This window comes from Sutcliffiella halmapala (assembly GCF_050107295.1).
GTDB lineage: Bacteria > Bacillota > Bacilli > Bacillales > Bacillaceae_I > Sutcliffiella_A > Sutcliffiella_A halmapala_A.
Map to the genome: position 1 here is coordinate 559,681 of NZ_JBNIKR010000001.1, position 26,061 is coordinate 585,741.

Genomic DNA, 26,061 nt, shown 5'->3' on the forward strand with positions numbered 1-26,061 from the left:
GAACAAATTATTACAACAAAAATTCATCTCAAAATAAAGGGATGATTTTTTATCAATTTTAAAACTTTTTCCAATCTTCACGGTCTAATATATAGGTATGGGTTAGGAGGAGAGAATTTGGAGATCGAACAATTAGCCAGAAAAGCCATTAAAGGCGATGACGATTCATTTTTACAGCTCATCCAGCTGTTTAAAATCGATTTATATAAAACAGCACTGTCTTTTTTAAGAAACGAAGAGGAGGCGCTAGAGGCTGTTCAGGAAGTCACATATCGTGCATACAAGGGGATTCGGACTGTAAAAGAATCTTCTTATTTTAAGACATGGCTCATCCGGATCATGATCAACTATTGTAATGACCAGCTGAAAAAGAAGAAGAGAGTTCTACTTGATGATGAACTTTTAAAGTCGCAGGGAGTTTCACAGAATCATAATAAGCTAGAAATAAAAGACGCGATGCTCAGCCTTGATGAACGGTCGCGAGAAATCCTGACCTTAAAATATTTTCATGACCTGAAGATAAAGGATATCGCCGATTCGATGCAATGCCCTGAAGGAACGGTGAAAACGTGGCTGAATAAAGCACTTAAAGCGCTACGTGAAAAGCTCGGGGAGAAAGGAGAGAATCTCAATGTTTAAAAGGGAAGAGGAACAACTGAATCATTTAAAACAGGATTATGAAAACATCCCCGTTTCACTCGATTCGCTGGATAAAGCGATCATGGCAGGGTTCAACCGAGCGAAAGCAGAAGAAAGAAAGCCTACCAGAAAAAAGAAAGGGTTCTATAGCTTACTTGCTGTAGCACTTTTACTCTTAGGGTTGTTTTCTACGATTAGGGTTTCACCTGCTTTTGCGAGCTATATTTCCGGGATACCCGGCATGGAAAAGATCGTCGAGCTGATTAGGGATGATAAAGGAAGGATGGCTGCTGTTGAACATCAATACTTTCAGGAGATTGGTGTGTCTGATGAAAATGGCAGTTTGCAAGTTACGATCGATGGAGCCATATCCGATGAAATGGGAATCGTCCTATTTTATACATTGGAATCAGACAAGAAGATAAAAGAGATTATGATTGATAAAGTGAACATCAAAGCTCAAAACGGCATCCCTCTTGACGAAGCATCTATTTCATACGGAAAACCCCATTATTCAGATGAAGGGAAGCACTCGTTCAGTGGTACAATTGAGTATTTTTTTGAAGCGCCTCTGACAGCTAAAGAGTATGTGGTAGATTTAGAGGTGAAAGGAGAACAATTCTCCCTACCATTTACACTTAATGAATTTAAAGCTAAAAAAGAATACCCTGTCAATCAAACGTTGGAGTTAGAAGGTGAAAAGATAAATATTGAAAAAGTGACCATATATCCCCTTAGAGCAGCTGTTCATTTAAAGATGGATCCAAATAATAAAAAGCAGATTCTTCATCTGGATGATTTGCGTCTTGTTGATGAGAACAATGAGGTATGGGGGAAAATCTCAAATGGGATAACGCAGTCAGGTGATAAGGATTCTGAACAGGAAATCTATTTGCAAAGCAACTATTTTAAGGAGCCTAAAGAGTTGTATCTTGTCTTAAACAATGCTCAAGCGATTGAAAAAGACAATGCAACCGTTATAGTGGATACAGAAAAGCTCGAAATCCTGAAACAGCCTGCTGGAAATAATCTAGAGAATGTTCGGAAGGAGAATGGTGAACTGGTTTTTGACTTGCGGACCAAAAAGGAATTCAATTACTTTATCTTCAGCAAAGTGATAGATGCACAAGGGAAAGAACTAGATCTCTCCACAACATCAATGAGTGCCTTTTATGAAAAAGGAGTAAGCAGAATAGGCATGGATCTGCCTGCAATAACGAGTTCTCAAAACCCGATCACGATTGAGCTTGCGTTTTATCCTCAATGGATCAAAGGAAAGGAGAAAATAAAAGTAAAATAAAGAAAGAGGTGGACCTTTAGCCAGGACGTCGTTTTTGTGAAAGCTGTTCGAAATCCTTATTCAATAATGGGAAGCTTATCTCAAACAAGGTAAGCTTCATTTTTATGAAATTATTTATTGAGTTAATGGTTTGTATTTGAAATAATTGGTATTGAGCAATCGGGCAGTATTCAAGAATAAGGAAGGGAGAATACGATGACAAACAGGGTGAAAAAAGAATTAATTTCACTTTCCATATTCTTAGTTTTTGTTGTGGCTTTCCTATCAGGATGGTATGTAATTAAACCAGATCATCAAGGTTTAGTAGGAGAATTAGAAGAGAATAAATTTATCCTATACCCTACAAAAGTAGATCCAGAAGAGGAACCATTTACTCCTGAAGTTTATTTTTTGAAGAATACTAAAGTATCAGGAAAAATTAGTAGTATTAATGATTTGAATGAAAATCAAGAGGTTAAAGTGTGGATAGAAGTATTTGAAGGGCAGTACATTGCGAAAAAAATTAAAATTACTAAAAAATAGCTTTCTTCAAGAATCTAGGAGCGATTGCTGCATATTGAGTAGCTCTTTACAAATTGTGCGGGTTAGCTAAGTAAGAATAAAGTCTTTTTTATGGGCGAAACTAATGGAAAAAGATAAAGGTGATTAATTGAAAAGAATATTAGCTTTGTACTTTAATTATCACAACTTCAGCTTATGCTAACTTACCCACAAAAACCGAAGCAACAAGAGAAAATTTGTTAGAAGATGCCGTTATTGACTTATTGCAACCACAAATGTACGAAGCAGTTCAAAAACATTATGGCACAACATACGATAAGGCTTTTCAATGCTTAAGAGTAATAGAGATAAAAAAACTTCACCACCCAGGTTCTTGGTTGTTTGAAGCTACTTTGGAAGGAATGACTTACTCTGGGGCTCATAGTCCACCGCACGATATATTTACGGTTATAGTAAAGAAAGATTGGGAGGACAAAGGTTGGGTGCTAAAGGAATATAGAGTAAGAAAATATGTCCTAAATCAAAATTATGAATGCAGAGACCCTTCATAAGAATTTGTAATGTATAAATGTAGCTTTTCAATAATCGGGTGCTTATCCATGACAGGGTAAGCTTTTTTTTATATAAATTTTTATTGTAGAAGTTACACTAGTTTGAAATAATTGGTATAAAGCAATAGGTTAGTTAAACAAAATATTATAGTTTAATAAGTCAATTGTTAATCTTAATAAAGGTAGGGGCATAAATGGGAAATGTTTTTGGTGGATTTTTATTGTTAATATTTATTAATGTCCTTCTATTTATGGGCTTATCAAGTTTTTTTATGAGTGATATTCAATACGAAACACCAATTTACACATTTAGTACAATAATAATTATTTTGTTATCTGTACTAATATCGTTACTTATATATTTAATCAGTTTATTGAAAGAGAAGCTGTAATACTTCTAACTGGGAGCGATTGTTGAAATGTGTTCTCCTTTATTTATAGAGGGTGGCTTGAGGATAGATTTAATAAAGGTGGGATTAGATATGAAGAATAAGCAGGCTGTTTTTTGGTCTATAATTGCAATCATACTTATCTTAGTTTGGCTCTTTATAAGGTAATAAATATATTCAACAATCAAAGAGCGGTTGCAGCATAGTAATTGCTTTTTCTGCTATGGAACGGACAGTAATTATCAATTTAATTGAGACATAGAACACATTATATAAAATTACGTGATGATTTAAAGGAGGGGACAAGATGATAGAATTTTTATTACATAACCCACTATTAGTTATTATTATGTTAATGATATCAATAATAATTTTTTTAGTATTCAAAAACAAAGCTAAAAGGACTAGCAACAAGGAAATAGGGGAATTGAAAAATCGAATAGAAGAATTAGAAAGAAAGTCCAATAACTACTAGGTGAGTATTCGTATCTTTAGCAATATGGGAGCGATTGCAGTACAGCGAGAATGCAATTTCTTATGGAACAATTAGGTAGGATCGTTAAAGAAAAGCAGTAATGTAAAATAGAATAAAAAGAGGTTAATGACAATCAATATAACTGGCACGAGGGGGATATGTATGAGAACTAATTTTAATCTATTATTACTTGTTATCTTTTCATTTGGGACAACTCTCGGTTGTAGCAACGAAACTGTCAAACCTAATAGTCCCGAAAATACTACTTGGTTAATGAAATTAGCAATAGAAAATGATGATTATGAAAGTTTTAACTCATTGTTTTCTGATGGGAGGAAAGGGAGTATTACCGAAAGTGATTTCAAAGAACTTAAAGATATAACAACAGCCCGTGCTGGTTACATAAGGTATGAGTTAGTAAACTTTGATAACGGAGAGTTGCTGTTGGTAAGGCTTACGGCACCTGATGGAAACAATGAAATTGAAATAGAAGATGTGATTGTTGTTCCAGAAGGTATGAAAGAGTTATTCCATTAATAGAATTTGTTATTAATGTAACTGCTAGAGTCAAATAAGTATGGCCAAAATCATCGTATGGGACATCTGTTCCGCGATGGAATGTGATAAAAATCCACATTGGCGGTTCAATTGCATGCTGAGAACCGTCCCTATGCTTCCAAAAATAATAAGCCAGGGTTTATTGCCCCTGACCTGGTTATGGACTATTGCTTTTTCATAATACCTGCTGCTTGAAGCTTTGCTAATAGCTCGTTAAAGTCTGCTACTAATTCAGGTAGTGTAGCTGCAGTAGAGTCAGCTTGGTGCTCTATCTGAAAACTAACCTCATCCGGTTGAATCTTAACGAGCGTGCCTAAACCTGGTATCAGCTTTTTAGCCTCGTGTGTCATAGTTGCCACCTCCTTATTTCTCGAAATCCTCACGGCTTCTTTCTGGAGTCAATGCAAATATTAACCCAATGGTATTTGGTGGAACGCTGGCAAGCATGAACCACCAGTTACCTGTCGTAATAGATAGGATTGCAAAACAAATAACTGACAGGGCCACAATGAACATGCCGAATATGACTCTAGAAGGCTTCAAAGGCTCTTCCATATTCATATTGATGGACAGAATCATGCCTGTAAAACCCCAGCTTGTCATATGAACAACCATAATGACCGCTAGAACGATGGCGACCCTTAATTCCATACCGAACATGATCAAAGTAAGTAATAAATAAGTGGAAGCAAGGGTGAAGAACCAAGATATGGCCCGTGCCTTTTGCCAAATATGAGCATGCAGTTCATCCAGACCACGTTGCTTTTTGGCCAATCGGCGACCAAACCACCAAGCTAATATCCCTATTACAGCACCTCCATATAATCCAATCAACCCACCTATTTGTACCTCCATTATTCCTCTCCCCCTTCTTCTAAAATAAAGACCTCTTCAATGATGCAATCGAATACCTTTGAAATGTTGTATGCTAGTTCAAGTGATGGATTATACTTCCCCGATTCAATCGCAATGATGGATTGTCTCGAGACGCCTACCTGAACTGCTAAATCCTCTTGCGTCATCTTTGAAGCTTTGCGCATATCTTTGATTCGGTTTTTCATCGTTTCCTCAACTCCTAACACTTTTGTAAAGCTAGCTTTACAAAAGCTTGTAAGTAAAGTTTACTTTACATTCCGAATGATGTCAAGGGCGCTTTACATTATTTTGTAATGGAAATCAGTATGGGGTTGATATGGAAGCATGGTACGGCAATCATTGCTTTTTTCCAGTTCACATTTTTCTTTATCAACAAACACTACGTTATGATTTGGTTTCAACTACCCAACGCACGGGGGCAAAAGTTAGATCGTTTTTTTCGAAAAAAATTTTTTTGTATTTTTTAATCGATAATGAAAAGGTGGAAAAGGTAATTTATGTTAAGATGCAAATATAGAGAAATTGCTCTTGTTCCGTTAACTGGCAGGATGTTGGAATAAGAGCTTCCCATTCTTGTAAAAGAGTAGTAACTATTAGAAAGTGAATCGAAGCTCTAAGCTATTCAATTAACAGGGAGTTATTGTACAAAGTCATTAGGAACAATGAGGTGTTATCAATGATATTAGTGAGTTCTTGTTTAGCGGGTTTTGAAGTAAGATATAACGGTACGCATAGTTTAGATCATAAGATCAGTAAACTAATAGAAGAGAATAAGGCAATACCTGTATGCCCGGAATTGCTTGGTGGATTTTTAACTCCCAGAGAACCTGCTGAGATATTAGGTGGTAACGGGGAAGATGTATTGGATGGGAAAGCTAAAGTAGTCGAGAAGTCAGGTAGAGACGTTACGGAACTGTACATAAAAGGGGCTTATGCTACTTTAAAAAAGGCCAAAGAGGTTCATGCAAATGTGGTTGTTCTTAAAGAGTATAGCCCATCTTGTGGAAGTTCAATGATTTATAATGGTGATTTTGAAGGTAAGAAAATTGTTGGAAATGGTGTTACAACTGCTTTACTCAAAAGAAACGGATTACAAGTAATTTCAGAAGAACAGTTTTGCGATGATCTCAGTTGATTTAAATCGAGTTATTTTCCATTAACAGGCGCTTTAATTTAATGAAAGGGTTAAATCCCCGATCGGGCGCGATTATGGAAAAAGAAGTAAAGGTTGATATATATGAAATATGACTCATATGTATCAACCTCTATTTTATATGCCTTTTGATAGATTAAATCTTGAAAAATATTATCCCAACACAGTTTTCAAAAAGTATCCTTCCACACTCACTATTTTAAATGCCTTTCGATAAAATCTTTAGTTGATAAGACAGTAGCAAATTCATTATGAATAGTAGCAAGAGAAACATCATGAACGGTTTGGGCATCCATGTATTTCCCGTTATGATCTATTAAGCCGAACGCAGCTGTTGCATCTGATATAAGGTAAGTTTCAAATCCTAAGTTTCCGCTCATCCTGGTGGTCGTAGACACACAATGGGGAGTAGTTAAACCGGTAATGACTACTTCCTTAATTCCAAAATTATTTATATAACGCTGAAGTGATGTGCCTATGAATGCGCTATTGACCTCTTTTGTTAAAACCGTTTCATTCTCATGAGGTTTTACTATTTCTTTTATAAGGAACCCTTCATTTTCTGGGTGAAAAACAGATTGAGGGTTTTTGGATGTATGTTGAATATAGACCACCTCGTATTGGTTTTCCCTCCATTTAGTTAATAACGACTTTATATTTTTCTCTGCATCCAAATTGTTTCGTATTCCCCATTTGGGATCATCAAATGCTTTCTGGACATCTATTATGATCAGTGCTTTGTTCATTGAACATTCTCCCTTTACAGAATTATAGGTAGCTTATGGGACATACCCTGATTGGTTTCGGCCATTTCTCTAACCCCATGTTTTACCTCCTCAATTGGCTTACACTTATTTTATTTCTAAAATAAAAGAGAACACATACTTTTTTTAAGGTAGTTGAACTGTTATCCTTAAATAAAATAGAAAATAATGTGATTTTAAATAAAATATGAAGGTGAAAGATTATGGATAATGTAAACCGTCAAATATTAGATATTTTACAAGTAGAAGGCAGAATATCCATGACTGAATTGGGAAGGAAAATTTCTTTGTCTGTCCCTGCTGTCACAGAGAGAGTAAGAAAGCTAGAGGATCAAGGGGTTATAGAGGGATATAAAGCTCAAATTAATCCAAATAAAATACATAAATCAGTTAAAGCATTTGTATTAATTAAAACCCATCGTTGTAAGGCATTTAGAGAATTTTGTAAGGATAGTTCCATCGTTGTTGAATGCCATCGACTGACCGGGGAATATAGTTATCTTGTTAAGGTAATAACGGAAACGAATGAGTTATTGGAAGAATTCATTGATTCAGCAATGGAATACGGAGAACCATACACTATGATAAACCTTTCTTCGCCGGTTTCTAACAAAATAATTTAAGCGGCACAAGTGTTTATCTTCCAGAATAGGGGGCCATGCGGATGCGGGAACCGCCCATTCCAACTATGAAAATCAATTGCATTTCCTCCACCCTATGCATGAGCTTGTAATCGTCCATGTTAATGAAAGCAACTGGTGCATGGCCGAATTTCTTCTGGTCGACAAATCCTTTTACTGTGAACTTTTTACTAGATGAAGGAACGGTCAGGCGGTCTCCTTCTTTAACCCCCTTACTTTCCATTGAACATCCTGAAAATGTGTTGAATCAGTCGAGGTGACATACGCTACGCTTAGTGGCTTGTCGCTCTTATCATTCACAAACCCCATTTGAATGGAAAGTGCCACAGCTTTCTTCTGATCTGTTAACACTTTCTCCTGGATACTGCTCTCAATTCTCGACAGATTATAGGATTCATCTGCGTCCTCCGCCATGTAGAATTGCCCCTCCGATAAATCCTTGATTAATGCAGCATTGTCTGAGATAACCCGTTGGCCAAACCAGAAATGATAAACGTAAAAAAACTGATAAGAAACACAATGGAACCAAAAATCAGAAACCTCACTTTATTCTTCCTCATTTCTTTCCACGCAAGATTCATTGGGATACCGCCTTTATTTATGGGCCTCTTGACATGAGCCTCATTTGTAAACTTAGAATAAATCTTCTATATGAACGGATTTTTACATATAAGGTTCTTACGAAAAAAGATAAAAATTTATTGATAAACAATAAGTGAAAATGTATCATTAAGGAAAATAATAGAAAAAAAGAACCAGGTATAAAACTGTAAACTGGTTTTAAAGAAGGGGGATAATTGAATGAAGAAGCTGATGCTGACGGTTATACTTGTACTAAGTCTAACTGCTTGCAGCTGTTCCACGGAAGTTATCCAGCCTAGAGAAGACACGGTAGTGGTAGATGTATTGAATAATGCGGATTATGATATCTACGTGCTTGAACTAAGCTGGTACAACAAAGAAGAATTGAAAGGTTCTCAGGGAACGATGAAAGCCGAAGATGGCCTCAAACTGAAAAAAGGAGAGCTCCTTCAGTTTGAACTGACAGAAGCGGACTTGTCATTAGAAGGGGAAGTGTTATTTGAACTGACTCTTATTGATGTAAAAGATGAACGGAAAAGAGTCACAATAGGTGAGAAATTCCCGCTGAATCTAGAAAAGGGGAAGGTATACAGCTTGGAAATCAGTGGGGAAGATCAGAGTAATCTTGAAGTGCTGCAATTAATGAATAAATAAAAAAAATCGCCTTTTAACTGACGAGTTTTTACAACATCAAAAGCAAAATCACATTTTCAAATCCGTGAAAACAAAAAAGAACCGAGCTTAGTAATAGAGCTCGGTTCCTCTTTTATTTTTCAGTAACATTCTTTAAGGAAGGTAACGTTTCTAAAACCGTTCACCGCCAACAATGGAGAACCCAAAAGGGGTTCTCCATTGTTATATTATTTACCTTGATTTGTTTTTCTCATTCTATTCTGTTATTCCTTTCAAATCACTATAAATACGATCAGGGGAGAGATTTAGTTTCTCCTCTGGAAGGTTGGCACGATTAATCCAAGCTGTTTGAAAACCGAAATTTTTTGCACCAGATATATCCCATCCATTGGAAGAGATGAATAATACCTCATCCCGCTCAACACCTAATTGCTTTAAAGCATAGCTATAGGAAGCAGTAGTCGGTTTATATTGCTTGATTTCATCGACACTGATGATCCGATCAAAATGAGGAGTCAATCCGGCATTTGAGATTAGAGAGTCAAGCATCCCCGGAGTTCCATTTGAAAAAATTGCTATTTTATTTTCACTTAATTTCTTTAAGACCCCAACAACTTCAGGGTAAAGCGTCAAGTGGGAATAGGCACTAATCAGAGTTTGTTCTGTGTGGCTGCTCCATTCTTCGTGATGTTCTTCAAGCGCATATCGTAAGGCAGCCTTTGTTAGACTCTGAAAATCTTCGTAATCACCCATCAATTGTCTTAAGAAGAAGTATTCAAGCTGTTTTTTTCTCCAGGTAAGGCTTATGCTTTCTCCTTTTTCAGGGAATAGTTCCTCACATTTTTCTTTCACTGAATGAACATCAAATAGTGTGCCGTACACATCAAATACGTAAGCTTTAATCGGAGTAATCATCTGAAAACCTCTCTCTCCTTATAATTGTAAAAAAACGAGTATGAATAGTCATACCCGCTTTTCCCATATATTCAATCAACCTTTAATATTCTTTTTAATATATTGCACAATCTTTCTCAGTTCTGTTGCAGTTGGACGGCCAAAAGGACTGGTTTGTCTTTGTTGATAGAGCAGTCTTCCTTTTTCATCTATTAGAAAATAGGCAGGCTCACCATGCGTTCCATGGTCTTCATAAGGTGCATCTGGCCCATGATAGAATACATCGTATGCTTTCAATGCTTCCAGGTTTTCATCGGAAAGAACGGGAAAACTAAGCTTGTGCTCTTCCGTCATCTCTTTCAATGCATCTAGTTTGTCCGAAGATACAGTAATAATATGAACCTTTTTCTCCTTGAAATATCCGACGTTTTCTTCCAAGGCTTTTAGATCCTGTACACATACCGGGCACCAGGCTCCTCTGAAGAAAATGAGAAGATGCCAACTATCGTGTTTTTCCATGTGGTCGCTAAAGTTGAAATTTTCTCCGTTTGTCATTGGTAGAGAGAAATTTGGTGCAGCATGATTTAATTCTAGCTTGCTCATAATAAATGCCTCCTTTTTAATATCTTTCTATTACATCCTATCTCTTTTGACGCTGACAGTATGTAATCTTCCTTACAATTCATCAAGTAGCTGAAAAGCTCTGTCTGCGTCAATGGATAGCTTTAACCCCTTCTTGATCAGCCCTTCTTTCTTTAATTGACTTAGGATGGCGCTCGTAGTCTCACGTGTCGATCCTATCATGTTTGCAATGTCTGCATGCGTTAGACGCATGTTGATGGTCTGCCACTCTTTTTTTCTTTTCCCTGTTTTATCACTAAGTTTCAACAGGAGGAAGATAATTCGATATTTGACATCGCTTAACGCGATTTTCTCACTCATGGAGTAGACTTCTTTTAATCGGTTAGATAGAATGCTGATGAATTTTATCGCGATTTTCGGGTTCTTTTCAATAAACTCCTCGAATTCCTCTACCCCAATGACGCAGAGATATGTATCAGTCATTGCTTCGGCATACATTTGATCGTCAGTCAGAGATAAAGTGGAGGTTTCCCCGAAGATGTTTCCATCGGTCAGAATATCAACGGTAAATTGTTTGCCTTGCGCGTTCATTCTATACAAGCGGACCTGTCCTTTTTTCAACAAAAACAGTGCAGAAATGGGGTGATCTGGAGAAAGGATAATGGTTCCCTTTCTGACAGGGCGCATCTCACTCAGTTGGTCTATCACTTTCAGCTCTTTCATCGGTAATTCGTCGAATAGCGTAATTTGGGAAAGCTGCATGATCTTATCCATAAATTTTCTCCCTTTAGATTCATTTTGTAAGCTGTATTACGGAAATAAATAACCAACATGATAATGTTAATGTAGGGGGGGATGCAGTTGATTACATTCTATACAATGGATGGGTGCCAAAGGTGTTACTCTGTCAAAGCGCATCTTGAACACTATCAGATTCCTTTTATTGAGAAGAATATCCTAGAAGTGCCCCAAGCAGCACAGGAGCTACAGGAAATAATCGGTGAAGTAACGGTTCCGGTTGTTCTGACTGCTCGATCTATATATAAAGGCAGAACACTGTTAAGCCTTTTGCAGCAAATATCCTTTTTAAATCCCACCAGATAAGTAAATCATAACAGGGATGGGACTTATATAAAAATAATGAGTACTAAGCCAGTTTTACCTGCACATCCCACAGAACATTAAAGTTCTTACCACCCACCCATTAATAGTATGATAGGTGTATCTGATACAAATAGTGAAGGGGAGAAGCCATTCATGATAAAGAAGCTTGCCGCAATGATCATATCCGTTCTTTTGCTTGCAGCCTGCCAGTCTGAAAGCGGGCAGAATGCAGAAGAGCTCTTGCAGAAGGATTGGAGTGAAATAGAAAAGTCCGCACATGGGACGACTGTCCGCATGTATATGTGGGGAGGGGATGACGGGATCAACCGTTATATGGATGAATTTGTCGCCCTGCGCTTGAAAGAGGAGCATAATATTACGCTTGAGCGGGTTCCGATGGATACGAACGAGATCCTGCAAAAGCTGTTCAATGAAAAGAAGGCTGGAAAAGAGAAGGGAACCATTGATGTTATCTGGATCAACGGCGAGAACTTCAAAAATGCCAAGGACAATGAGCTCCTGGTCGGACCTTTTACAGAGAAACTGCCGAATGTGCAGGAGTACGTTGATACTAAAAGCCTCGATATCCAGTATGACTTCGGGACGGAAGTGGAAGGAATGGAGGCGCCATGGGGCAAGGTGCAGTTTGTCTATTTTTATGATGAAGAGAAGGTAGCTGAACCTCCCAATTCCTTCGACGAGCTGAAAGCCTGGGTCAAGGAGAATCCAGGAAGATTCACGTATCCGGAAGCTTCCGATTTTACGGGGAATGCATTCTTGAGGCATCTCCTATATGAAGAGGTGGCAAGTCCGGATGAATTACTAGAATTCGGCTACAGTGAAGACTTGCTCGAAAAAGGGGAGGAGAATCTCTGGAGCTACCTCAGGGACATCAAGCCTTATCTATGGAGAGAAGGGAAAACCTATCCTTCCGACCTGACGGAGCTCGACCGCCTGTATAACCAGGGGGAAGTGTGGATGACGTTCGGGTATAACGAAGCGCGTGCCGAGAGCCTGATCAAAGACGGAAACTTCCCAAAGAGCACGAAATCCTTCATTATGGACTCAGGATCAATCGGCAATACGCACTTCCTGGCGGTGCCGTTCAACAGTCCAAACAAAGCAGGGGCAATGGCGGCCATCAATTATCTGCTTTCCCCGGAAGCACAGCTAACAAAGTATGATTCCACCTACTGGGGAGAAAACATTGCATTGGACCCGAGTCTACTATCGGAAGAAGACAAGGCTAAGCTGGAGTCGATGGATAGAGGAGCTTCCGTCCTGTCGCCTGAGGTGCTTGCCGCTAAAAACCTTCCGGAAGTGGACGCGAAGTATGTGAACTGGCTAAAGGAGCATTGGATCAATGAAGTGGTCAAGACAGACTAAGCACTTTCTGGCATTTCTGCCTGCGCTTATCCTGATCAGCCTTGTCGTACTCTATGCGCTCTTTCTTTCATTTTGTGAAAGTGTCGCCTGCAGCACAAGCTGGACGTGGGAGCATTATTCGGCATTGTTTAAAGAGGAACGCTTCCGGGATTCGATGACCTACAGTCTATTCATCGCAGGTGTCTCCACCCTTTGCTCCCTTGTGATCGGCTTGGGTGTGACAAAGCTCTTGCATCATAGGCTTTTGAGTGGAAGGTCGCGGAGCCTGCTTTGGCTACCGATGCTTTTTCCACACTTTGTCTGGGGATACATGATGATCCTCCTGTTTTCACAGACGGGCTGGCTCTCATCGATTCTCCATCAAATGGGTGTCATTGAGACCTCGTCCTCCTTTCCGCTGATCATTCAGGATGAATACGGAATTGGTATCATCCTTACGTATATATCAAAAGAGGTCCCTTTTGTGGTACTGCTCCTTATGCCGGTATATATGAATATGCCTAAGGAGCTGCCACAGGTGGTAAGGACCCTTGGGGGAAGCAGGTGGAATGTTTTCAAGACGGTCGAATGGCCATGGGTCTATCCGGTGCTGGTCGAGGCGGGGATCATTGTCTTCGCCTTTGTCATCGCAGCATTCGAGCTGCCTTATCTGCTCGGCACAACTTACCCGCAAATGGTATCGGTCGTCGCGTATGAATGGTTCTTCCAGGGAGATTGGGGCAAACGACCATTATCTTTCGCATTTATGATTTGTATTACCGTCCTGATTCTGCTCATCACGGCAGCAGCATCCTCCTCGATGAATAAGAAGCGCTATCAGATGATGAGGGGAAATAACTAGAAAATGGATGATTCTATGAAAAGAACTTGGCATTTCGTGTGGGCGCTATTCTTTCTCACGCCTGTCCTATTACTTTTATTAAATAGTTTTGCCTTCAACTGGAGATGGGGAGAGGTGCTGCCACCGGGTTTAAGCCTGAGGGGCTGGTCGGTACTTATGAGAGAGCCACAATTGATCCGAGCGGTGCTTACAAGCTTTGCAATTGGGATCAGTGTTATACTCCTGAACTTTGTCATCGCCCTGCCTGCAGCAAGAAAGCTCGCCTTTCACTCTTTCAAAGGAAAAGCATGGCTTGAAACCCTGTTGATCCTCCCGATCCTCATCCCAAGTCTCGCTGTTGTCATGGGCATTCATATTGCCATGATTCGCGTGGGATTGAGTGACACGATGCTCGGTGTGATTCTGATCCACCTGATTCCGACGGTTCCCTATTCAATCAAGATTTTCCGCGCCGGTTTTGAACGGCTTGGCGGGGGCTTTGAGAATCAGGTGGTGACACTTGGCGGGAACAAGCTGTACGCGTTCTACTCGGTGTACCTTCCGCAGATGATCTCAAGCTTTCGCAGTGCAGTGTTTCTCATTTTTGTCATCTCACTCAGTCAATTCGCCCTCACCGCCATCATCGGGGGAGGGAATGTGTTGACCTTGGCCCTGCTGTATTTTCCCTATTTGAACAGTGTCGACACCTCTGTGATCGCAAGCTTTTCGCTCTTGTTTGCGATTCTTCCGATATTGGTGGTCATCCTGTTTGAAGGTATGTTCTATTTAATGAATCCCTATAAAAACCGTTCTTTCAGGAAGTGATTTTACATGATTGTCATTCAGGATATGAAAAAAGCCTATAAAAAGTCGTCGTCCGTTTTTGAATCGGTCAGCTTTACGATGGAAAAGGGTGAAATCGTCAGCATTGTCGGTCCATCAGGCACCGGAAAGTCGACCTTTCTCAAATGCCTGGCAGGACTCGAGGAAATGACTGGCGGCTCCTACTATATCGAAGAAAAAGAAATGACCACAGTCCCTGCCAACAAAAGGCCGGTTGTCATGATGTTTCAGCAGCCGTTTCTTTTTCCGCACATGACGGTACTCGATAATGTCATGTACGGCCTCAAGTTTCAGCGGGGAAGTAAAAAAGAGAAAACGGCAAAAGCAAGAAGATTTCTCGGGAAGGTCAATCTCACAGACTATGAAGCATACATGCCCTATGAATTGTCAGGTGGGCAGCAGCAGCGCGTGGCCCTTGCCCGTGCATTGGTCACCAGTCCAAGCCTGCTCCTGCTTGATGAACCGTTCAGCAGTCTCGATAATGCGCTTCGGCAGGAAACAAGGGATTGGGTGAAGCGGCTGCTGAGAGAGCAGAACACAACTGCTATCTTTGTCACACATGATATCGAAGAGGCGATGATCATGGGGGACAGGGTGGCAGTCTTTGGGGAAGGTAGACTCCAGCAGATTGGCGACCCGTCCGACATCTACTACCATCCGAAAAGCACTTTTGTGGCAGAGTTCTACTCAGACGGGTTCATGCTCAATCCGTCTACGTTTGTACATACCGAAAAACTCCATGTCATTAAACATGGAGAAACCAATGCCCGATCTTGGAAGGCAACTATCGTGAATAAAAGAATGAAGCACGGAAAAGTCTTTTACGATATTAAACTGATAGACAACCAAAAGCAGTTGACCATTCTGGCAGAGGACGACTATCAGGCAGGGGAAGAACTTCTGATAGGAATAGAGAAGGAAGAAGATGTGATAACAGTAGAATGACAGCAGGGTGAAGAACCCAGCTGTCATGTATACTTTTTCATAAAGGAACGATCGATCCTGTTCTTGAGCTTCCAGGGGGATTTTCCGTGAAAATAGAACCTGTCGTACAGGAGCATCGCTTCTTTCCCGCCTGTGGATAGAATGGAAAGGAACCTTTTCTGTGGCTCGAAGGTAGTCAGTTCCTTTTTCGCTAACGTGCGTTTGATATTTTCCCACAGCACTGTTCCCTGCCGCACCGCATAGACACCATTCTTTGCAAGCTCCGGGTAGGAGGAGAGGGTCACGCAATCCCCAGCACCGAAGATCTCCGGATGGCTCTCGCTTTGCAGCTTATTCCGGACAAGCAGGTACCCGTCTTCTGTGCAGCTTACACCACCTTCCCGAAAAAGCGGCGAGGAGGCTGGCCCTGTGAGCAGCAGGACTCCGGAATGCTTGATAGAGCGATTGCTCGTTCGGATAATCTGATCTTCAATATTTTCTACCTCTTCGTCCACAAAGACTTGGAGCCCTTTGCTTCTGCATAATTCTTCGAGACTGGCAGAAGCTCCCTTAGGCGCACCGGGAAGAAGGCGGGATGAACTTATCAGAGTCACGTGCCCGGATTGCCCGAGTCGCTTTTTACGCGCGAGGATGGACAAGCTGATTTCCACACCCGCAGCGCCTCCCCCGACAATCACAGGAGACGGGGAATCACGGAGTTCTTTTATCGTGTCAGGGAAGGTGTGATTCGGCTTCACCGTCCGGACCGCGCTTGAGGGAAGAAATCCATGATTCGTCCCGGATCCGATATCAAAAGAAATGACACTGTAGGACAAGGCTTCACCCTTATCAAGGACGATTCTTTTGTTTTCAGGGTCGAGTTCTGTGACAGTCGCTTCGATGAACTGTACACCTGCCTTACGGGAAAGCTCGGTCAAGTCTATCCGAATGTCCTCCTCGACATAAAGACCCTCGGTGAAGCCTGAGAACATCCCGGAGTAGTATTGATAGTTATTGGAGGACACCAGGATGATCCTCGTGTCAGGGATTGATTCTTCCTGGAGCTGTTTCAAGCATTGTATATGGGCATGGCCGCCGCCGACAAGAATAACCGTTTCCATTCTGTGTTACACCTCACTCAAAAAAATAGGGATGATACTATGTCAAAGAAGAATGCTGGAAAAATAATTGGTATTGCAATCATAATTGTAGTCCTGCTGTATATCAACAAAGAATACTTGAATCTGAGTCCACAGGATATCAGGGAATGGATTCTTTCCTATGGGGCATTCGCTCCGGTTCTATACATACTGCTCTATACCGTCCGGCCATTGATCCTGTTTCCCGCCTCGGTCCTGTCGCTGACGGCAGGCCTGGCCTTTGGGGCGCTATGGGGAACAGTCTATACCATCATCGGTGCGACTGCGGGTGCCATCGTGTCCTTTCTTGTAGCCCGGAAAGTGGGCACAGCCTTCGTGAAAGGGAAGACGATCGGTCCAAGAATGAAAAAGATCACCGAGCAGCTAGAAAAACGCGGATTTGTCTATGTGCTCCTACTAAGGCTGATCCCTCTATTAAACTTTGATTTGATCAGCTATGCTGCAGGAGCATCCAGAGTGAAATTTGCGCCTTATGTGTTGGGTACTTTGCTCGGCATCATCCCGGGAACTTTCGCTTATAACTTTTTGGGATCGAGCATTATTGGGGATAATAAATTTACTGTAATCGCAGCGGTCCTTGTATTTTTACTTATCACCATCATTCCGATAATTGCAAGCCCTAAACTTCGGGAAAAGCTCGGTCTGACTAAAGCAGGAGGAAAAACAGATGCTTGATACCCATGCTAGAAAATATGTACAACCGGCCATCGATAAGACAGCGAGAGGCTTTCTGAGGCTTGGCCTGAGCGCCAATCAGGTCACCATTCTATCCTTTATGATAGGAGTTTCATCCGGGATCTTTTTTTACTTCGGCTTCCCTATCATCGCCGTCATCGTTTTATGGCTGAGCGGCTATCTGGACGCGGTCGATGGCACGATGGCACGTCAGACGAAGCCATCCGCCTTTGGAACAGTCATGGATGTGACGTTTGACCGGCTTGTTGAAATCAGTGTCATCCTCGGCATAGCTTTTGCCATTCCTGATGTCCAATGGGCGCTCCTATTATTGAGTGTATCGATTATCTTTTCCATGACCGTCTTCCTGACAGTAGGGGCCGTATCGGAAAAGCAGGGGGTCAAATCCTTTTACTATCAAGCAGGCCTCGCGGAGAGAACGGAAGGTTTCCTGTTTCTCTCCATCATGATGCTCCTGCCTGCTTATGTCTTATGGACCACGCTATTATTCTTTTTTGTGGAGACCTTCACCGGCACACAGCGGCTATTGGAAGCGAAGCGAATATTGGATAAGGAGTGAAGCGGAATGAAAAAGTATGATCTAATTGTTATTGGAGGAGGTGCTGGCGGACTGACTGTTGCCGCTGGTGCAGCCTCATTGGGTGGAAAAGTGGCCCTGATCGAAAAAAATGACCTGCTTGGGGGAGACTGCTTGCACTATGGTTGTGTTCCTTCTAAAACACTGATCGAAACAGCCAACAGAGTCCATGAAGCCCGCTCTCTGGATGGTCTCGGTCTTCAAACATCCGGCGCCGTCGATATGAAAGCCGTGATGGATCGGGTCCGGGTATCCATCTCCCATATCCAGGAGCACGACGATGCCGAGCGCTTCCGTAAGCTTGGTGTCGATGTTTATTTTGGCCCGGGAAGCTTTCAGTCTCCCCATGAGGTGAGGGTGAAAGATGAACTGCTTTATGGCAAAAAAATCGTCGTCTCCACTGGTTCCCGTCCATTAGTTCCAGAGGTGGAAGGGCTGAAAGAATGTGGATTCCTTACAAATGAAAGTATATTCAGGTTGAGTGAGCTGCCGCAAAAGCTCGCCGTCATCGGTGGAGGACCTGTCGGATTGGAGCTAGCACAGGCCATGTCACGGTTGGGGAGTGAGACAACCGTCATTGATAGTTCGCCAATTCTTTTTGGTAAAGAGGACAAAGAAATCAGTCAGGCTATGTCAAAGCTGTTGGAAAAAGAACTGACCATCCTGACCGAAGTTTCTGTGGAAAAAGTGGAAATGCGGGACGGCAAGAAAATCCTGTTCGTGAAGAGAGCAGGAGTGCGGAGTGAACTCCCGGTGGATGAAATACTTGTAGCGGCTGGCAGAATACCGAATACTGGATCACTAGGACTGGAAAAAGCGGGTGTCCTCACTGATCAACGAGGCTACATCACCGTCAATGAACGACTGGAATCCAATGTCTCCCACATTTATGCAGTTGGTGACGTCAACGGCGCATTCCCCTTCACCCATGTTGCAGGAATGGAAGGGAAGCTCGTCGTGCAGAACGCACTCCTGGGACTGCGGCGGAAAGTCAGCTACGACAATGTGCCATGGGTTATATACACATCTCCAGAAGTCTTTCATCTCGGATTAACTGAAGAGGAAGCTCAGGATCAGGGGAATGACATCAGAGTGTTCCGTGTACCGTTATCCAATGTCGACCGGTTTGTCGCCGATCATCAAACGGAAGGCTTTGTCAAAGTCATTACGGATAAAAAGGGCTATATCCTTGGCGCCCATGCAATCGGACAGCACGCCGGCGACTTCATGCAGGAGATCGTTGCAGCCAAAGAATTCAACAAGAAAATCGGTGCACTTTCCAATGTCATCCATCCCTATCCGAGTCACAGTGCGGCAGTTCAGCAAACCGCTGACCTTTACTGGCGGGAAACCCTGTTTGAAGGACCGGTGCAGAAGATATTGGAGAAATATGTGCGGTGGAAGAGCTGATTTTGGATATTGGTAGATTAGAATTTCATAGACTATCTACGAAAGGCTGCTTACCAATGTTTTTTTATCCTTCGCCCCCTGATGAGGAACCAATCTATCGTTCTAATGCTGTGATAGGTCCTTCATCGAGCTAATGAAGGACCAAACTGACCCTGTGGTTTTATTGGATATCTTCCTTGGCCGCGAGTTTGTCTATAGAAAGAGCCTCCGAAAATCCGGAGGCTCTTTCTATTCTTCTTTCCTTTTCTCCATTTCCTCTTTCAACTGTTGTTTCGCTTCCTTTTCATCGGGCTTTTTATCAGTGGAAGTTTTTCCTTCCTCGTTATAGGCTTCATTAATCTTTTCAATAGCGTTTTCTGCATCTTTATCACGGATGATTTTCTCTTTATTTTTCATGATAGCCCTCCTTGTTATAGTACTATTTAGTTACTATTCCCGTATTAGAACCCCATCAATCATTTTCTGGCTATAGTGGTTCCAGGGAATTTTGGAATAAACAAATAATAAATTTCTTATTGACGGCACGTGGGGGTATTCTGTATAGTTAATCCGTAAATAAGAATAGTTACGATTAATAAAATGAATAATAACTGGAACAACTAATTATTTTTTTACGCTTTAAATCGTAATGATTACTTTTTATTCGATATAAATATTATTCGTAAAGGGGAGGAGGAAGTATTGAAAAAGGGGATCATGCTTGCTATTGCTTCGGCATTCACTTTTAGCATCATGAATGTTTTTGTGAAAGCGGCAAGTGAAACCATTCCCATTTCAGAAATTGTTTTCTTTCGAAGTGTGATTGGTACTGTACTTATTTTATACCTGATGAGAAGGGCGGCGGTAACATTTTCCCAAAAAGGCATTCCGATGCTTATCCTTCGAGGTGCATTGGGGGCGCTCTATCTGTTGGCCTACTTTTTCACAATTGCCCATATACCCTTGGGCGATGCTAGTATTCTAGCTCATTTATCACCATTTTTTGCTGTAATCCTTTCCGCTTATTTTCTGAAAGAGGGAATGAACAAACAACTGTACATACTTTTTCCTTTTTTCATCCTGGGTGCCATGCTTTTGATTAATCCCCTAAGCTATGATTCGTACACGGTTTATGCGCTGGTAGGGATCTTGAGTGCTTTTCTTGCTGCATGTGCAGCCACCTCTATCCGATTTTTAAGCAGCAGGCATCATAAGTATGAAATTGTGTTTTACTTTTTAGCATCGGGTACGCTGGTCTCCATTCCATTGATGTGGAATGAGTTTGTGATGCCTTCCTTGAGCGGATGGATTTACCTGGTATGTATCGGGGTGGTCTCCCTGGTGGGGCAGCTTGTGCTGACAAGTGCTTTTACGCACGAAAATGTAATAGTGGTGGAGGTTGTCCGTTACATAGGCATCTTCTTCAATGTCATGTGGGGATTTCTGTTCTGGGGTGAAACACTGAGCATTCTCTCCATTATGGGTGGTGCGTTGATTATTGGCGCTTCCATCGCAATTTCAAGAAAACGGATACCGGCAGTTCCACAAAATGCTGCCGCACAAATAAAATAAATAACTAGAAACAAGGAGTGTAAACAATGATTAATAAGCAATTTTTTCTATCAATCCTATTGATGGTTCTTTTTGCATTTACTGCGGGTTGCACAAATTCTAAGGAGAACGCGGAGTCAGCAGGCGGGACTAAGAAAGATTCCGGTGAAAAATCTGTCACGATGCTATTCAGCTTTGCTTCCGAAACGATAGATCCTCATCAGGACTGGATGGGTGTTCGTGCAGGAATAGCGGAAACCTTGGTCCGGATTGATGAGGACCTTCAGATTCAACCATGGCTGGCAGAGTCATGGGAACAAAAGGACGAAAAAACCTGGACCTTCAAGATTAAAGACGGGATAACTTTCCATGATGGAACAGCAGTGGATGCTGAAGCGGTCAAAGCCTCCTTTGAACGTGTATTGGCAGCGAATGAAGCCATTGCCTCCAGCTTGAAAATTGAATCAATCGAAGCCGACGGCCATGAAATTACGTTTGTTAATAAGGAGGCATACCCTGCATTTCTATCTGAATTGGTACATACCAACGCTGCTGTCATCAAGGCGGACGCGGAAAATATCAGTGAAAAGCCGATCGCAACCGGTCCATTCCAGGTGGTGGATTTTACACCGGAAGCAGAGATCAAGCTGGAAAAGTATGAAGATTACTGGGATGGGGCAGCGAAACTGGACCATGTAACAATCAAGTTCAACTCCGATGGAAATGTTCGGGCGCTTGCTCTGCAATCAGGAGAAGCGGATATTGCGTATCATTTGCCGCCGGAAACACTGGAGCCGATCGAAAGTAATGATAAGCTACGGGTTGAATCTGTATCAAGCCTGCGTACACATTTCTTCTTATATAATCAGGCAAAGCCGCAATTGAAAGATGTGAAGGTCAGAAAGGCATTGGATATGCTAGTGAATCGCCCTGTTGCCGTAGAGGAAATCATGAATGGCCACGCAACTGAGGCAAATGGACCATTCAATCCAAACTTTGAGTTTGCAAATGATGCAGAAGGTTTAAGCTATGATCCTGCTCAGGCGGAAGCCTTGCTCAAAGAAGCAGGCTACGAGAAAAATGGAGATGGGAAATTGGAAAAAGACGGAGAGGTTCTATCCTTGAAGCTCGCAACCTATCAAGGTAGACCGGAGCTGCCATTACTCGCTCAATACCTGCAAGCAGAGGCTGCCGGTATCGGAATAGGTATGGAAATTATCACGGTGGAGAACATTGACAGCTATTTATGGGAGCAGCAGGACGAGTGGGATATAGTGACGTATTCCAACTTGACAGCACCGCGTGGAGACGGAGGATACTTCTTTAATGTTGCTTATTCACCGAATGGTTCCTTGAATCCGGGTCAGATCAATATTCCAGAACTGAATGATGTAACAAAGCAACTAAATGGCACAGCAGAACCACAAGCAAGAAACGACTTGCAGAAGAAAGCTTCGGCCATCATTCAGAACGAGGTACCTCAATCATTCATCTTACATCCCCACATTATCGTAGGGGTGAACAATAGAGTGATAGATTGGAAACCTGGGTCTGAAGAGTACTACTTAATTACCAACACAATGGATGTAAAATAAAGGATGGGTGAAGGTGTCTTTGGATACTTTCACTTTTCTTCATGTTAAATAAGAAAAAAAAGCAGGTGATCGTATGCGCAAAGCGCTTTCCTTAATAGGGTCAAGGCTGATTCAACTCATCATTATGGTATTGGTCCTATCCTTTGCAACCTTTCTTTTGATGAAAATCACGCCGGGAGATCCGATTCGGGCTGTTTTGAAGGTGGATGATGTCATTTCAACCACGGAGGATAAAGAGAGAGTGATGAAAGAGTACGGATTTGACCAACCGATTCTGGTTCAATACAGCCAATGGATCTGGAATGTTGCCCAATTTGATTTGGGGGAATCCATCATATCCAAGCAGCCGGTTTTGGAAATGATATGGAGTAAATTGCCTGCAACGGCAGCTTTATCGGCCGGTGGATTACTGGTGCTCTTTTTCCTGGCTGTCCCGCTTGGAATCATAGGTGCTGTATATGAAGGAAGATGGCCGGACTATCTCAGTAGGTGGTTTGCGATGCTTGGTGCTTCCATTCCTAGTTTCTGGTTGGGTCTACTCTTCATCTCTTTTTTCTCATTAAAGCTGAACCTGCTGCCGGTAATGGGAAAAGGGACGCTCGCCCATTTTGTTCTGCCTTCTCTTACGCTCGGAATCGCAATGGCTCCCATGTATATCAAATTATTGCGGGAAAGGCTCATTTCCATTTTGCAAAGCTCCTATATGGAGTCTGCAAAAGCGAGAGGATTGTCAAATGGGCGTATCCTATTCGTTCATGCTCTAAGAGGGAGTCTTATCCCGATTGTGACGATGTTTGGCCTAAGTATGGGGAGTTTACTTGGAGGCGTGACCGTTATCGAGATTCTCTTCTCCTGGCCAGGAATGGGTGAATTGATTGTGAATGCGGTGATGCAGCGAGATTACCCAGTTATTCAGGGTTATATCATAGTAGTTGGGTTTCTTGTTGTGATGAGCAATTTAATGGTAGATCTATTGTATCTCGTGATGGATCCAAGGATTATGCATGGAAAGGAGTTGGGATAATGGAATCTGCATGGAATCGTCCTTACCGGCTCATTCAAAATCCTGCTATGATAGTGGGTATGCTCCTTTTACTTTTATTAGTTGGAATTACTAGTTTAGGAGGATTTCTCCTTCCTCATGACCCTTTTCAAATCGATATGGGAAATAGATTGCAAGAGCCATCCTCCAGTCATTGGCTTGGAACGGATCAGCTTGGAAGGGATGTATTTTCAAGAATTATATATGGTGCCAAGCTGACAATCGGACTGGGGCTCGTTGCCATTCTGTTTGCCATACTCATTGGTGTACCCATTGGACTCTTTTCCGGATATGTTGGGGGAAGGATGGATGCCTTCTTTATGAGATTGATTGATGGGATTCTGGCATTCCCTGATTTTATTCTGGCGATTGCCATTGCCGGGATTCTTGGTCCCAACTTGACCAACATCGTGATAGCCATCGTGCTGGTGAGGTGGATCGTTTACGCCAGAGTGGTCAGAAGTATCGTGCTTGTGGAGAAAGAAAAAGAATATGTACTGGTCTCAAGGATTTCCAATTCCAGCAGTTTACGGACGATTCGCATGCATTTATTGCCTCAAGTATTACCGGACATCATTGTCATGGCTGCCATTGATATCGGCAAAGTAATACTCTTGATTTCGGCTCTTTCCTATATCGGCCTGGGGGCCCAACCTCCCATTCCGGAATGGGGTGCGATGCTTAATGAAGGACGGGCATACTTCCAGGTGGTGCCTACTTTGATGATTTTCCCGGGAGTTGCCATTATGCTGACGGTCCTCAGCTGTAATCTGATCGGTGATGGGTTGAAAAGTTTCTTTGATATTCGAAAAGGGAGCGGTCTTTAATGGGTGAACTGCTAGTTTCTATACAGGATTTACAGATAAATTCAAGGAAGAAACCAATTTTATCTGGGGTAAATGTAGACATTGCAGCAGGTGAAATAGTGGGGATAATTGGAGAGAGCGGAAGCGGCAAGAGTATGACGACTAAAGCGATGATGAATCTTATTCCCGGAAATTTGACTGTGCAGGGGAAAATCCTCTTTAAAAATCAGGATCTCCTATCGATGCCACCGAAAGAACACCGTAAACTGCTTGGAAAAGAAATCGGTCTGATATTTCAAGACTACCGGGGAAGCTTTACTCCATTTTTCTCGATAGGGAAGCAGATAGTGGAGACCATCTGTACACATACTAAAATCCGAAAAAAAAATGCGAAAGAAATGACACTTGAGGTGCTTAAGGAGATGGGGCTGGAAGCCGATAGGGTCTATCGAAGCTATCCGTTTCAGTTAAGCGGCGGCCAGGTACAACGAGCTGCGATAGCGATGTCGCTTGCATTGCAGCCGTCCTTGCTCATCTGTGATGAAATAACAAGTGCGCTCGATGTGGTGAGCGGGGAGTTGGTGCTGGATTACATCAGCAAAATTCGTAAAGAAACAGGCTGTGCAGTTTTAATGGTGACGCATGACCTTGCCCAGGCATATAGGCGTACAGACCGCATCTATGTCATGCAGGAAGGGGAAATAGTGGAAGAAGGTCTCCCCGAGCAGATTCGATGTCATCATAAGCACCCCTATACCAAGAAATTATGCGCTTGCTTACTTTCTCTTCCGGAAAAAGAGGCGTTAGCTACAAGAAAAAGGGTGATATCGCTATGAATCAATTAGTGGTGGACGGACTATCCGTCAAATATCCAACAGGTGTTCAAGCATTGGATAACGTTTCCTTTTTTGTAGGAAAAGGACAATGCATGGGGATTGTAGGAGAAAGCGGCAGCGGGAAAAGTACATTGGCTAGGGTACTGGTCGGCCTCGAACGTTATAAAGAGGGGGTTATCACTTTTGAAGATAAACCGATAGCTCCTAAAAACAAATCACTTCTTCGCTCCTACAGGAAAAATGTGCAAATGATCTTCCAGGACGCAAACAGTACACTAAATCCAAAACTTCCGATATGGAGAAGCTTATTGGAGCCTTTGGACAATTTCAAGGAAATGGCCCCTACTTTTTTAAAAGGGAAAAATCTATCACGAAAAGAAATTGCATCAAGGCTTCTTGAAATGGTCGGCCTCGAAAAACACTTGCTGGACCGGTTCCCCGGAGAATTAAGTGGAGGGCAAAAGCAACGGGTTAGTATTGCAAGAGCATTAAGTATCGAACCATCCCTTCTTATCTGTGATGAACCGACAGCAAGCCTGGATGTTACCGTGCAGATCCAAATACTGCAACTTTTGCTGGAGCTGCAGAAAAAAACGAACATGACCATCCTATTTATCTCTCATGATATAAGGGCGGTCACCTTTTTATGTGAAAAAATGATGGTTTTAAAAAACGGGACGGTGGTCGATCAATTTCCATTGGAAGAACTCTATCATCGTGAACGGCATCCTTATACTAGGGACCTGATTCAAGCAGCTTCAATGGAGTAAGGAACTTATTATGAATTAGAGGAG

General features: G+C 42.0%; 31 protein-coding genes and 1 pseudogene. 22 read left to right on the top strand and 10 right to left on the bottom strand.

Going from position 1 to position 26,061, the window contains the following annotated elements; all coding sequences use genetic code 11:
* Positions 1–117: 117 nt before the first annotated feature.
* The 5 genes from ACQCT5_RS02675 to ACQCT5_RS02695 all read left to right on the top strand — a co-directional run bounded on the left by ACQCT5_RS02675 (position 118) and on the right by ACQCT5_RS02695 (position 4,392).
* A complete protein-coding gene (locus ACQCT5_RS02675) occupies positions 118–639 on the top strand; it encodes a sigma-70 family RNA polymerase sigma factor (protein WP_499638733.1) in 522 nt (173 codons plus the stop codon).
* A complete protein-coding gene (locus tag ACQCT5_RS02680) occupies positions 632–1,939 on the top strand; it encodes a DUF4179 domain-containing protein (protein WP_499638735.1) in 1,308 nt (435 codons plus the stop codon). Before ACQCT5_RS02675 ends, ACQCT5_RS02680 begins: the two co-directional genes overlap by 8 nt.
* A 195-nt stretch (positions 1,940–2,134) precedes the next feature.
* A complete protein-coding gene (locus ACQCT5_RS02685) occupies positions 2,135–2,461 on the top strand; it encodes a hypothetical protein (RefSeq protein ID WP_499638737.1) in 327 nt (108 codons plus the stop codon).
* A gap of 215 nt (positions 2,462–2,676) precedes the next feature.
* The gene (locus ACQCT5_RS02690; protein ID WP_499638739.1) at positions 2,677–2,991 is read left to right on the top strand and encodes a DUF3888 domain-containing protein; all 315 of its coding nucleotides are present in this window, start codon (positions 2,677–2,679) and stop codon (positions 2,989–2,991) included.
* A gap of 1,026 nt (positions 2,992–4,017) precedes the next feature.
* Positions 4,018–4,392 carry a hypothetical protein gene (locus ACQCT5_RS02695; RefSeq protein WP_499638741.1) on the top strand — a complete coding sequence of 125 codons (375 nt, stop codon included), beginning with the start codon at positions 4,018–4,020 and terminating at the stop codon, positions 4,390–4,392.
* A 185-nt stretch (positions 4,393–4,577) separates the two neighbouring features.
* Here ACQCT5_RS02695 and ACQCT5_RS02700 read toward each other — a convergent pair whose 3' ends face one another.
* The 3 genes from ACQCT5_RS02700 to ACQCT5_RS02710 are packed head-to-tail and all read right to left on the bottom strand — an operon-like array spanning position 4,578 to position 5,474.
* Entirely contained in the window at positions 4,578–4,763 is a 186-nt protein-coding gene (locus tag ACQCT5_RS02700) for a hypothetical protein (protein WP_417897740.1), read from the bottom strand.
* A gap of 13 nt (positions 4,764–4,776) precedes the next feature.
* The gene (locus ACQCT5_RS02705) at positions 4,777–5,268 is read right to left on the bottom strand and encodes a hypothetical protein (protein ID WP_499638743.1); all 492 of its coding nucleotides are present in this window, start codon (positions 5,266–5,268) and stop codon (positions 4,777–4,779) included.
* Positions 5,268–5,474: a helix-turn-helix transcriptional regulator gene (locus tag ACQCT5_RS02710; RefSeq protein WP_499638745.1), complete on the bottom strand. Its 207-nt coding sequence runs from the start codon at positions 5,472–5,474 to the stop codon at positions 5,268–5,270. The genes ACQCT5_RS02705 and ACQCT5_RS02710 overlap by 1 nt, the downstream gene beginning before the upstream one ends.
* 491 nt (positions 5,475–5,965) lie before the next feature.
* Between ACQCT5_RS02710 and ACQCT5_RS02715 the strand changes: the two genes are divergently transcribed.
* The gene (locus ACQCT5_RS02715; RefSeq protein WP_499638747.1) at positions 5,966–6,424 is read left to right on the top strand and encodes a 2-thiouracil desulfurase family protein; all 459 of its coding nucleotides are present in this window, start codon (positions 5,966–5,968) and stop codon (positions 6,422–6,424) included.
* Positions 6,425–6,636: 212 nt separating this feature from the next.
* Here the strand turns inward: ACQCT5_RS02715 and ACQCT5_RS02720 are convergent, their stop codons facing one another.
* Complete coding sequence (locus ACQCT5_RS02720) at positions 6,637–7,188, bottom strand: cysteine hydrolase family protein (RefSeq protein WP_499638749.1); 552 nt, start codon at positions 7,186–7,188, stop codon at positions 6,637–6,639.
* 221 nt (positions 7,189–7,409) lie between these two features.
* On the opposite strand from ACQCT5_RS02720, the gene ACQCT5_RS02725 reads away from it, so the two are divergent.
* Positions 7,410–7,829: an Lrp/AsnC family transcriptional regulator gene (locus ACQCT5_RS02725; RefSeq protein ID WP_499638751.1), complete on the top strand. Its 420-nt coding sequence runs from the start codon at positions 7,410–7,412 to the stop codon at positions 7,827–7,829.
* 58 nt (positions 7,830–7,887) lie between these two features.
* Here ACQCT5_RS02725 and ACQCT5_RS02730 read toward each other — a convergent pair.
* Positions 7,888–8,428, bottom strand: a pseudogene (locus ACQCT5_RS02730) (ABC transporter permease); the annotation flags it as partial.
* A 220-nt stretch (positions 8,429–8,648) separates the two neighbouring features.
* Here ACQCT5_RS02730 and ACQCT5_RS02735 point away from each other — a divergent pair.
* Entirely contained in the window at positions 8,649–9,083 is a 435-nt protein-coding gene (locus ACQCT5_RS02735; protein WP_499638753.1) for a hypothetical protein, read from the top strand.
* 234 nt (positions 9,084–9,317) lie between these two features.
* On the opposite strand, the gene ACQCT5_RS02740 is transcribed toward ACQCT5_RS02735, so the two are convergent.
* From ACQCT5_RS02740 to ACQCT5_RS02750, 3 genes are all read right to left on the bottom strand, one after another.
* Positions 9,318–9,977 carry a haloacid dehalogenase type II gene (locus ACQCT5_RS02740; protein WP_499638755.1) on the bottom strand — a complete coding sequence of 220 codons (660 nt, stop codon included), beginning with the start codon at positions 9,975–9,977 and terminating at the stop codon, positions 9,318–9,320.
* Between the two features lie 75 nt (positions 9,978–10,052).
* Positions 10,053–10,559: a peroxiredoxin family protein gene (locus ACQCT5_RS02745; RefSeq protein ID WP_499638757.1), complete on the bottom strand. Its 507-nt coding sequence runs from the start codon at positions 10,557–10,559 to the stop codon at positions 10,053–10,055.
* A gap of 72 nt (positions 10,560–10,631) precedes the next feature.
* Positions 10,632–11,312: a Crp/Fnr family transcriptional regulator gene (locus ACQCT5_RS02750; RefSeq protein WP_499638759.1), complete on the bottom strand. Its 681-nt coding sequence runs from the start codon at positions 11,310–11,312 to the stop codon at positions 10,632–10,634.
* Between the two features lie 87 nt (positions 11,313–11,399).
* On the opposite strand from ACQCT5_RS02750, the gene ACQCT5_RS02755 reads away from it, so the two are divergent.
* From ACQCT5_RS02755 to ACQCT5_RS02775, 5 genes are all read left to right on the top strand, one after another.
* Positions 11,400–11,642: a glutaredoxin family protein gene (locus ACQCT5_RS02755; RefSeq protein WP_499638761.1), complete on the top strand. Its 243-nt coding sequence runs from the start codon at positions 11,400–11,402 to the stop codon at positions 11,640–11,642.
* Between the two features lie 153 nt (positions 11,643–11,795).
* Positions 11,796–13,028: an ABC transporter substrate-binding protein gene (locus ACQCT5_RS02760; protein ID WP_499638763.1), complete on the top strand. Its 1,233-nt coding sequence runs from the start codon at positions 11,796–11,798 to the stop codon at positions 13,026–13,028.
* A complete protein-coding gene (locus ACQCT5_RS02765; protein ID WP_499638765.1) occupies positions 13,006–13,869 on the top strand; it encodes an ABC transporter permease in 864 nt (287 codons plus the stop codon). The genes ACQCT5_RS02760 and ACQCT5_RS02765 overlap by 23 nt, the downstream gene beginning before the upstream one ends.
* Before the next feature lie 15 nt (positions 13,870–13,884).
* Positions 13,885–14,673: an ABC transporter permease gene (locus ACQCT5_RS02770; RefSeq protein WP_499638767.1), complete on the top strand. Its 789-nt coding sequence runs from the start codon at positions 13,885–13,887 to the stop codon at positions 14,671–14,673.
* 6 nt (positions 14,674–14,679) lie between these two features.
* The gene (locus ACQCT5_RS02775; protein ID WP_499638769.1) at positions 14,680–15,636 is read left to right on the top strand and encodes an ABC transporter ATP-binding protein; all 957 of its coding nucleotides are present in this window, start codon (positions 14,680–14,682) and stop codon (positions 15,634–15,636) included.
* 23 nt (positions 15,637–15,659) lie between these two features.
* On the opposite strand, the gene ACQCT5_RS02780 is transcribed toward ACQCT5_RS02775, so the two are convergent.
* Positions 15,660–16,736, bottom strand: a complete 1,077-nt coding sequence (locus ACQCT5_RS02780; protein WP_499638771.1) for an FAD-dependent oxidoreductase — start codon at positions 16,734–16,736, stop codon at positions 15,660–15,662.
* Positions 16,737–16,775: 39 nt separating this feature from the next.
* Here ACQCT5_RS02780 and ACQCT5_RS02785 point away from each other — a divergent pair, with 39 nt between their 5' ends.
* The 3 genes from ACQCT5_RS02785 to ACQCT5_RS02795 are packed head-to-tail and all read left to right on the top strand — an operon-like array spanning position 16,776 to position 19,458.
* Positions 16,776–17,450, top strand: a complete 675-nt coding sequence (locus ACQCT5_RS02785) for a TVP38/TMEM64 family protein (RefSeq protein ID WP_499638773.1) — start codon at positions 16,776–16,778, stop codon at positions 17,448–17,450.
* The gene (locus ACQCT5_RS02790; protein ID WP_499638775.1) at positions 17,443–18,030 is read left to right on the top strand and encodes a CDP-alcohol phosphatidyltransferase family protein; all 588 of its coding nucleotides are present in this window, start codon (positions 17,443–17,445) and stop codon (positions 18,028–18,030) included. The genes ACQCT5_RS02785 and ACQCT5_RS02790 overlap by 8 nt, the downstream gene beginning before the upstream one ends.
* A 6-nt stretch (positions 18,031–18,036) precedes the next feature.
* Positions 18,037–19,458, top strand: a complete 1,422-nt coding sequence (locus ACQCT5_RS02795; protein WP_499638777.1) for a mercuric reductase — start codon at positions 18,037–18,039, stop codon at positions 19,456–19,458.
* 228 nt (positions 19,459–19,686) lie between these two features.
* On the opposite strand, the gene ACQCT5_RS02800 is transcribed toward ACQCT5_RS02795, so the two are convergent.
* Entirely contained in the window at positions 19,687–19,854 is a 168-nt protein-coding gene (locus tag ACQCT5_RS02800) for a hypothetical protein (RefSeq protein WP_499638779.1), read from the bottom strand.
* A gap of 285 nt (positions 19,855–20,139) precedes the next feature.
* On the opposite strand from ACQCT5_RS02800, the gene ACQCT5_RS02805 reads away from it, so the two are divergent.
* The 6 genes from ACQCT5_RS02805 to ACQCT5_RS02830 all read left to right on the top strand — a co-directional run bounded on the left by ACQCT5_RS02805 (position 20,140) and on the right by ACQCT5_RS02830 (position 26,037).
* Positions 20,140–21,009, top strand: a complete 870-nt coding sequence (locus tag ACQCT5_RS02805) for a DMT family transporter (protein WP_499638781.1) — start codon at positions 20,140–20,142, stop codon at positions 21,007–21,009.
* Between the two features lie 26 nt (positions 21,010–21,035).
* Positions 21,036–22,583, top strand: a complete 1,548-nt coding sequence (gene nikA / locus ACQCT5_RS02810; protein WP_499638783.1) for a nickel ABC transporter substrate-binding protein — start codon at positions 21,036–21,038, stop codon at positions 22,581–22,583.
* A gap of 73 nt (positions 22,584–22,656) precedes the next feature.
* A complete protein-coding gene (gene nikB / locus ACQCT5_RS02815) occupies positions 22,657–23,607 on the top strand; it encodes a nickel ABC transporter permease (protein WP_499638785.1) in 951 nt (316 codons plus the stop codon).
* On the top strand, positions 23,607–24,452 hold the full coding sequence (nikC, locus tag ACQCT5_RS02820; protein WP_499638787.1) for a nickel transporter permease: 846 nt from the start codon (positions 23,607–23,609) through the stop codon (positions 24,450–24,452). Before nikB ends, nikC begins: the two co-directional genes overlap by 1 nt.
* Complete coding sequence (locus ACQCT5_RS02825; RefSeq protein WP_499638789.1) at positions 24,452–25,267, top strand: ABC transporter ATP-binding protein; 816 nt, start codon at positions 24,452–24,454, stop codon at positions 25,265–25,267. Before nikC ends, ACQCT5_RS02825 begins: the two co-directional genes overlap by 1 nt.
* Positions 25,264–26,037: an ABC transporter ATP-binding protein gene (locus ACQCT5_RS02830; RefSeq protein ID WP_499638791.1), complete on the top strand. Its 774-nt coding sequence runs from the start codon at positions 25,264–25,266 to the stop codon at positions 26,035–26,037. Before ACQCT5_RS02825 ends, ACQCT5_RS02830 begins: the two co-directional genes overlap by 4 nt.
* The last annotated feature ends 24 nt before the right edge of the window (positions 26,038–26,061 follow it).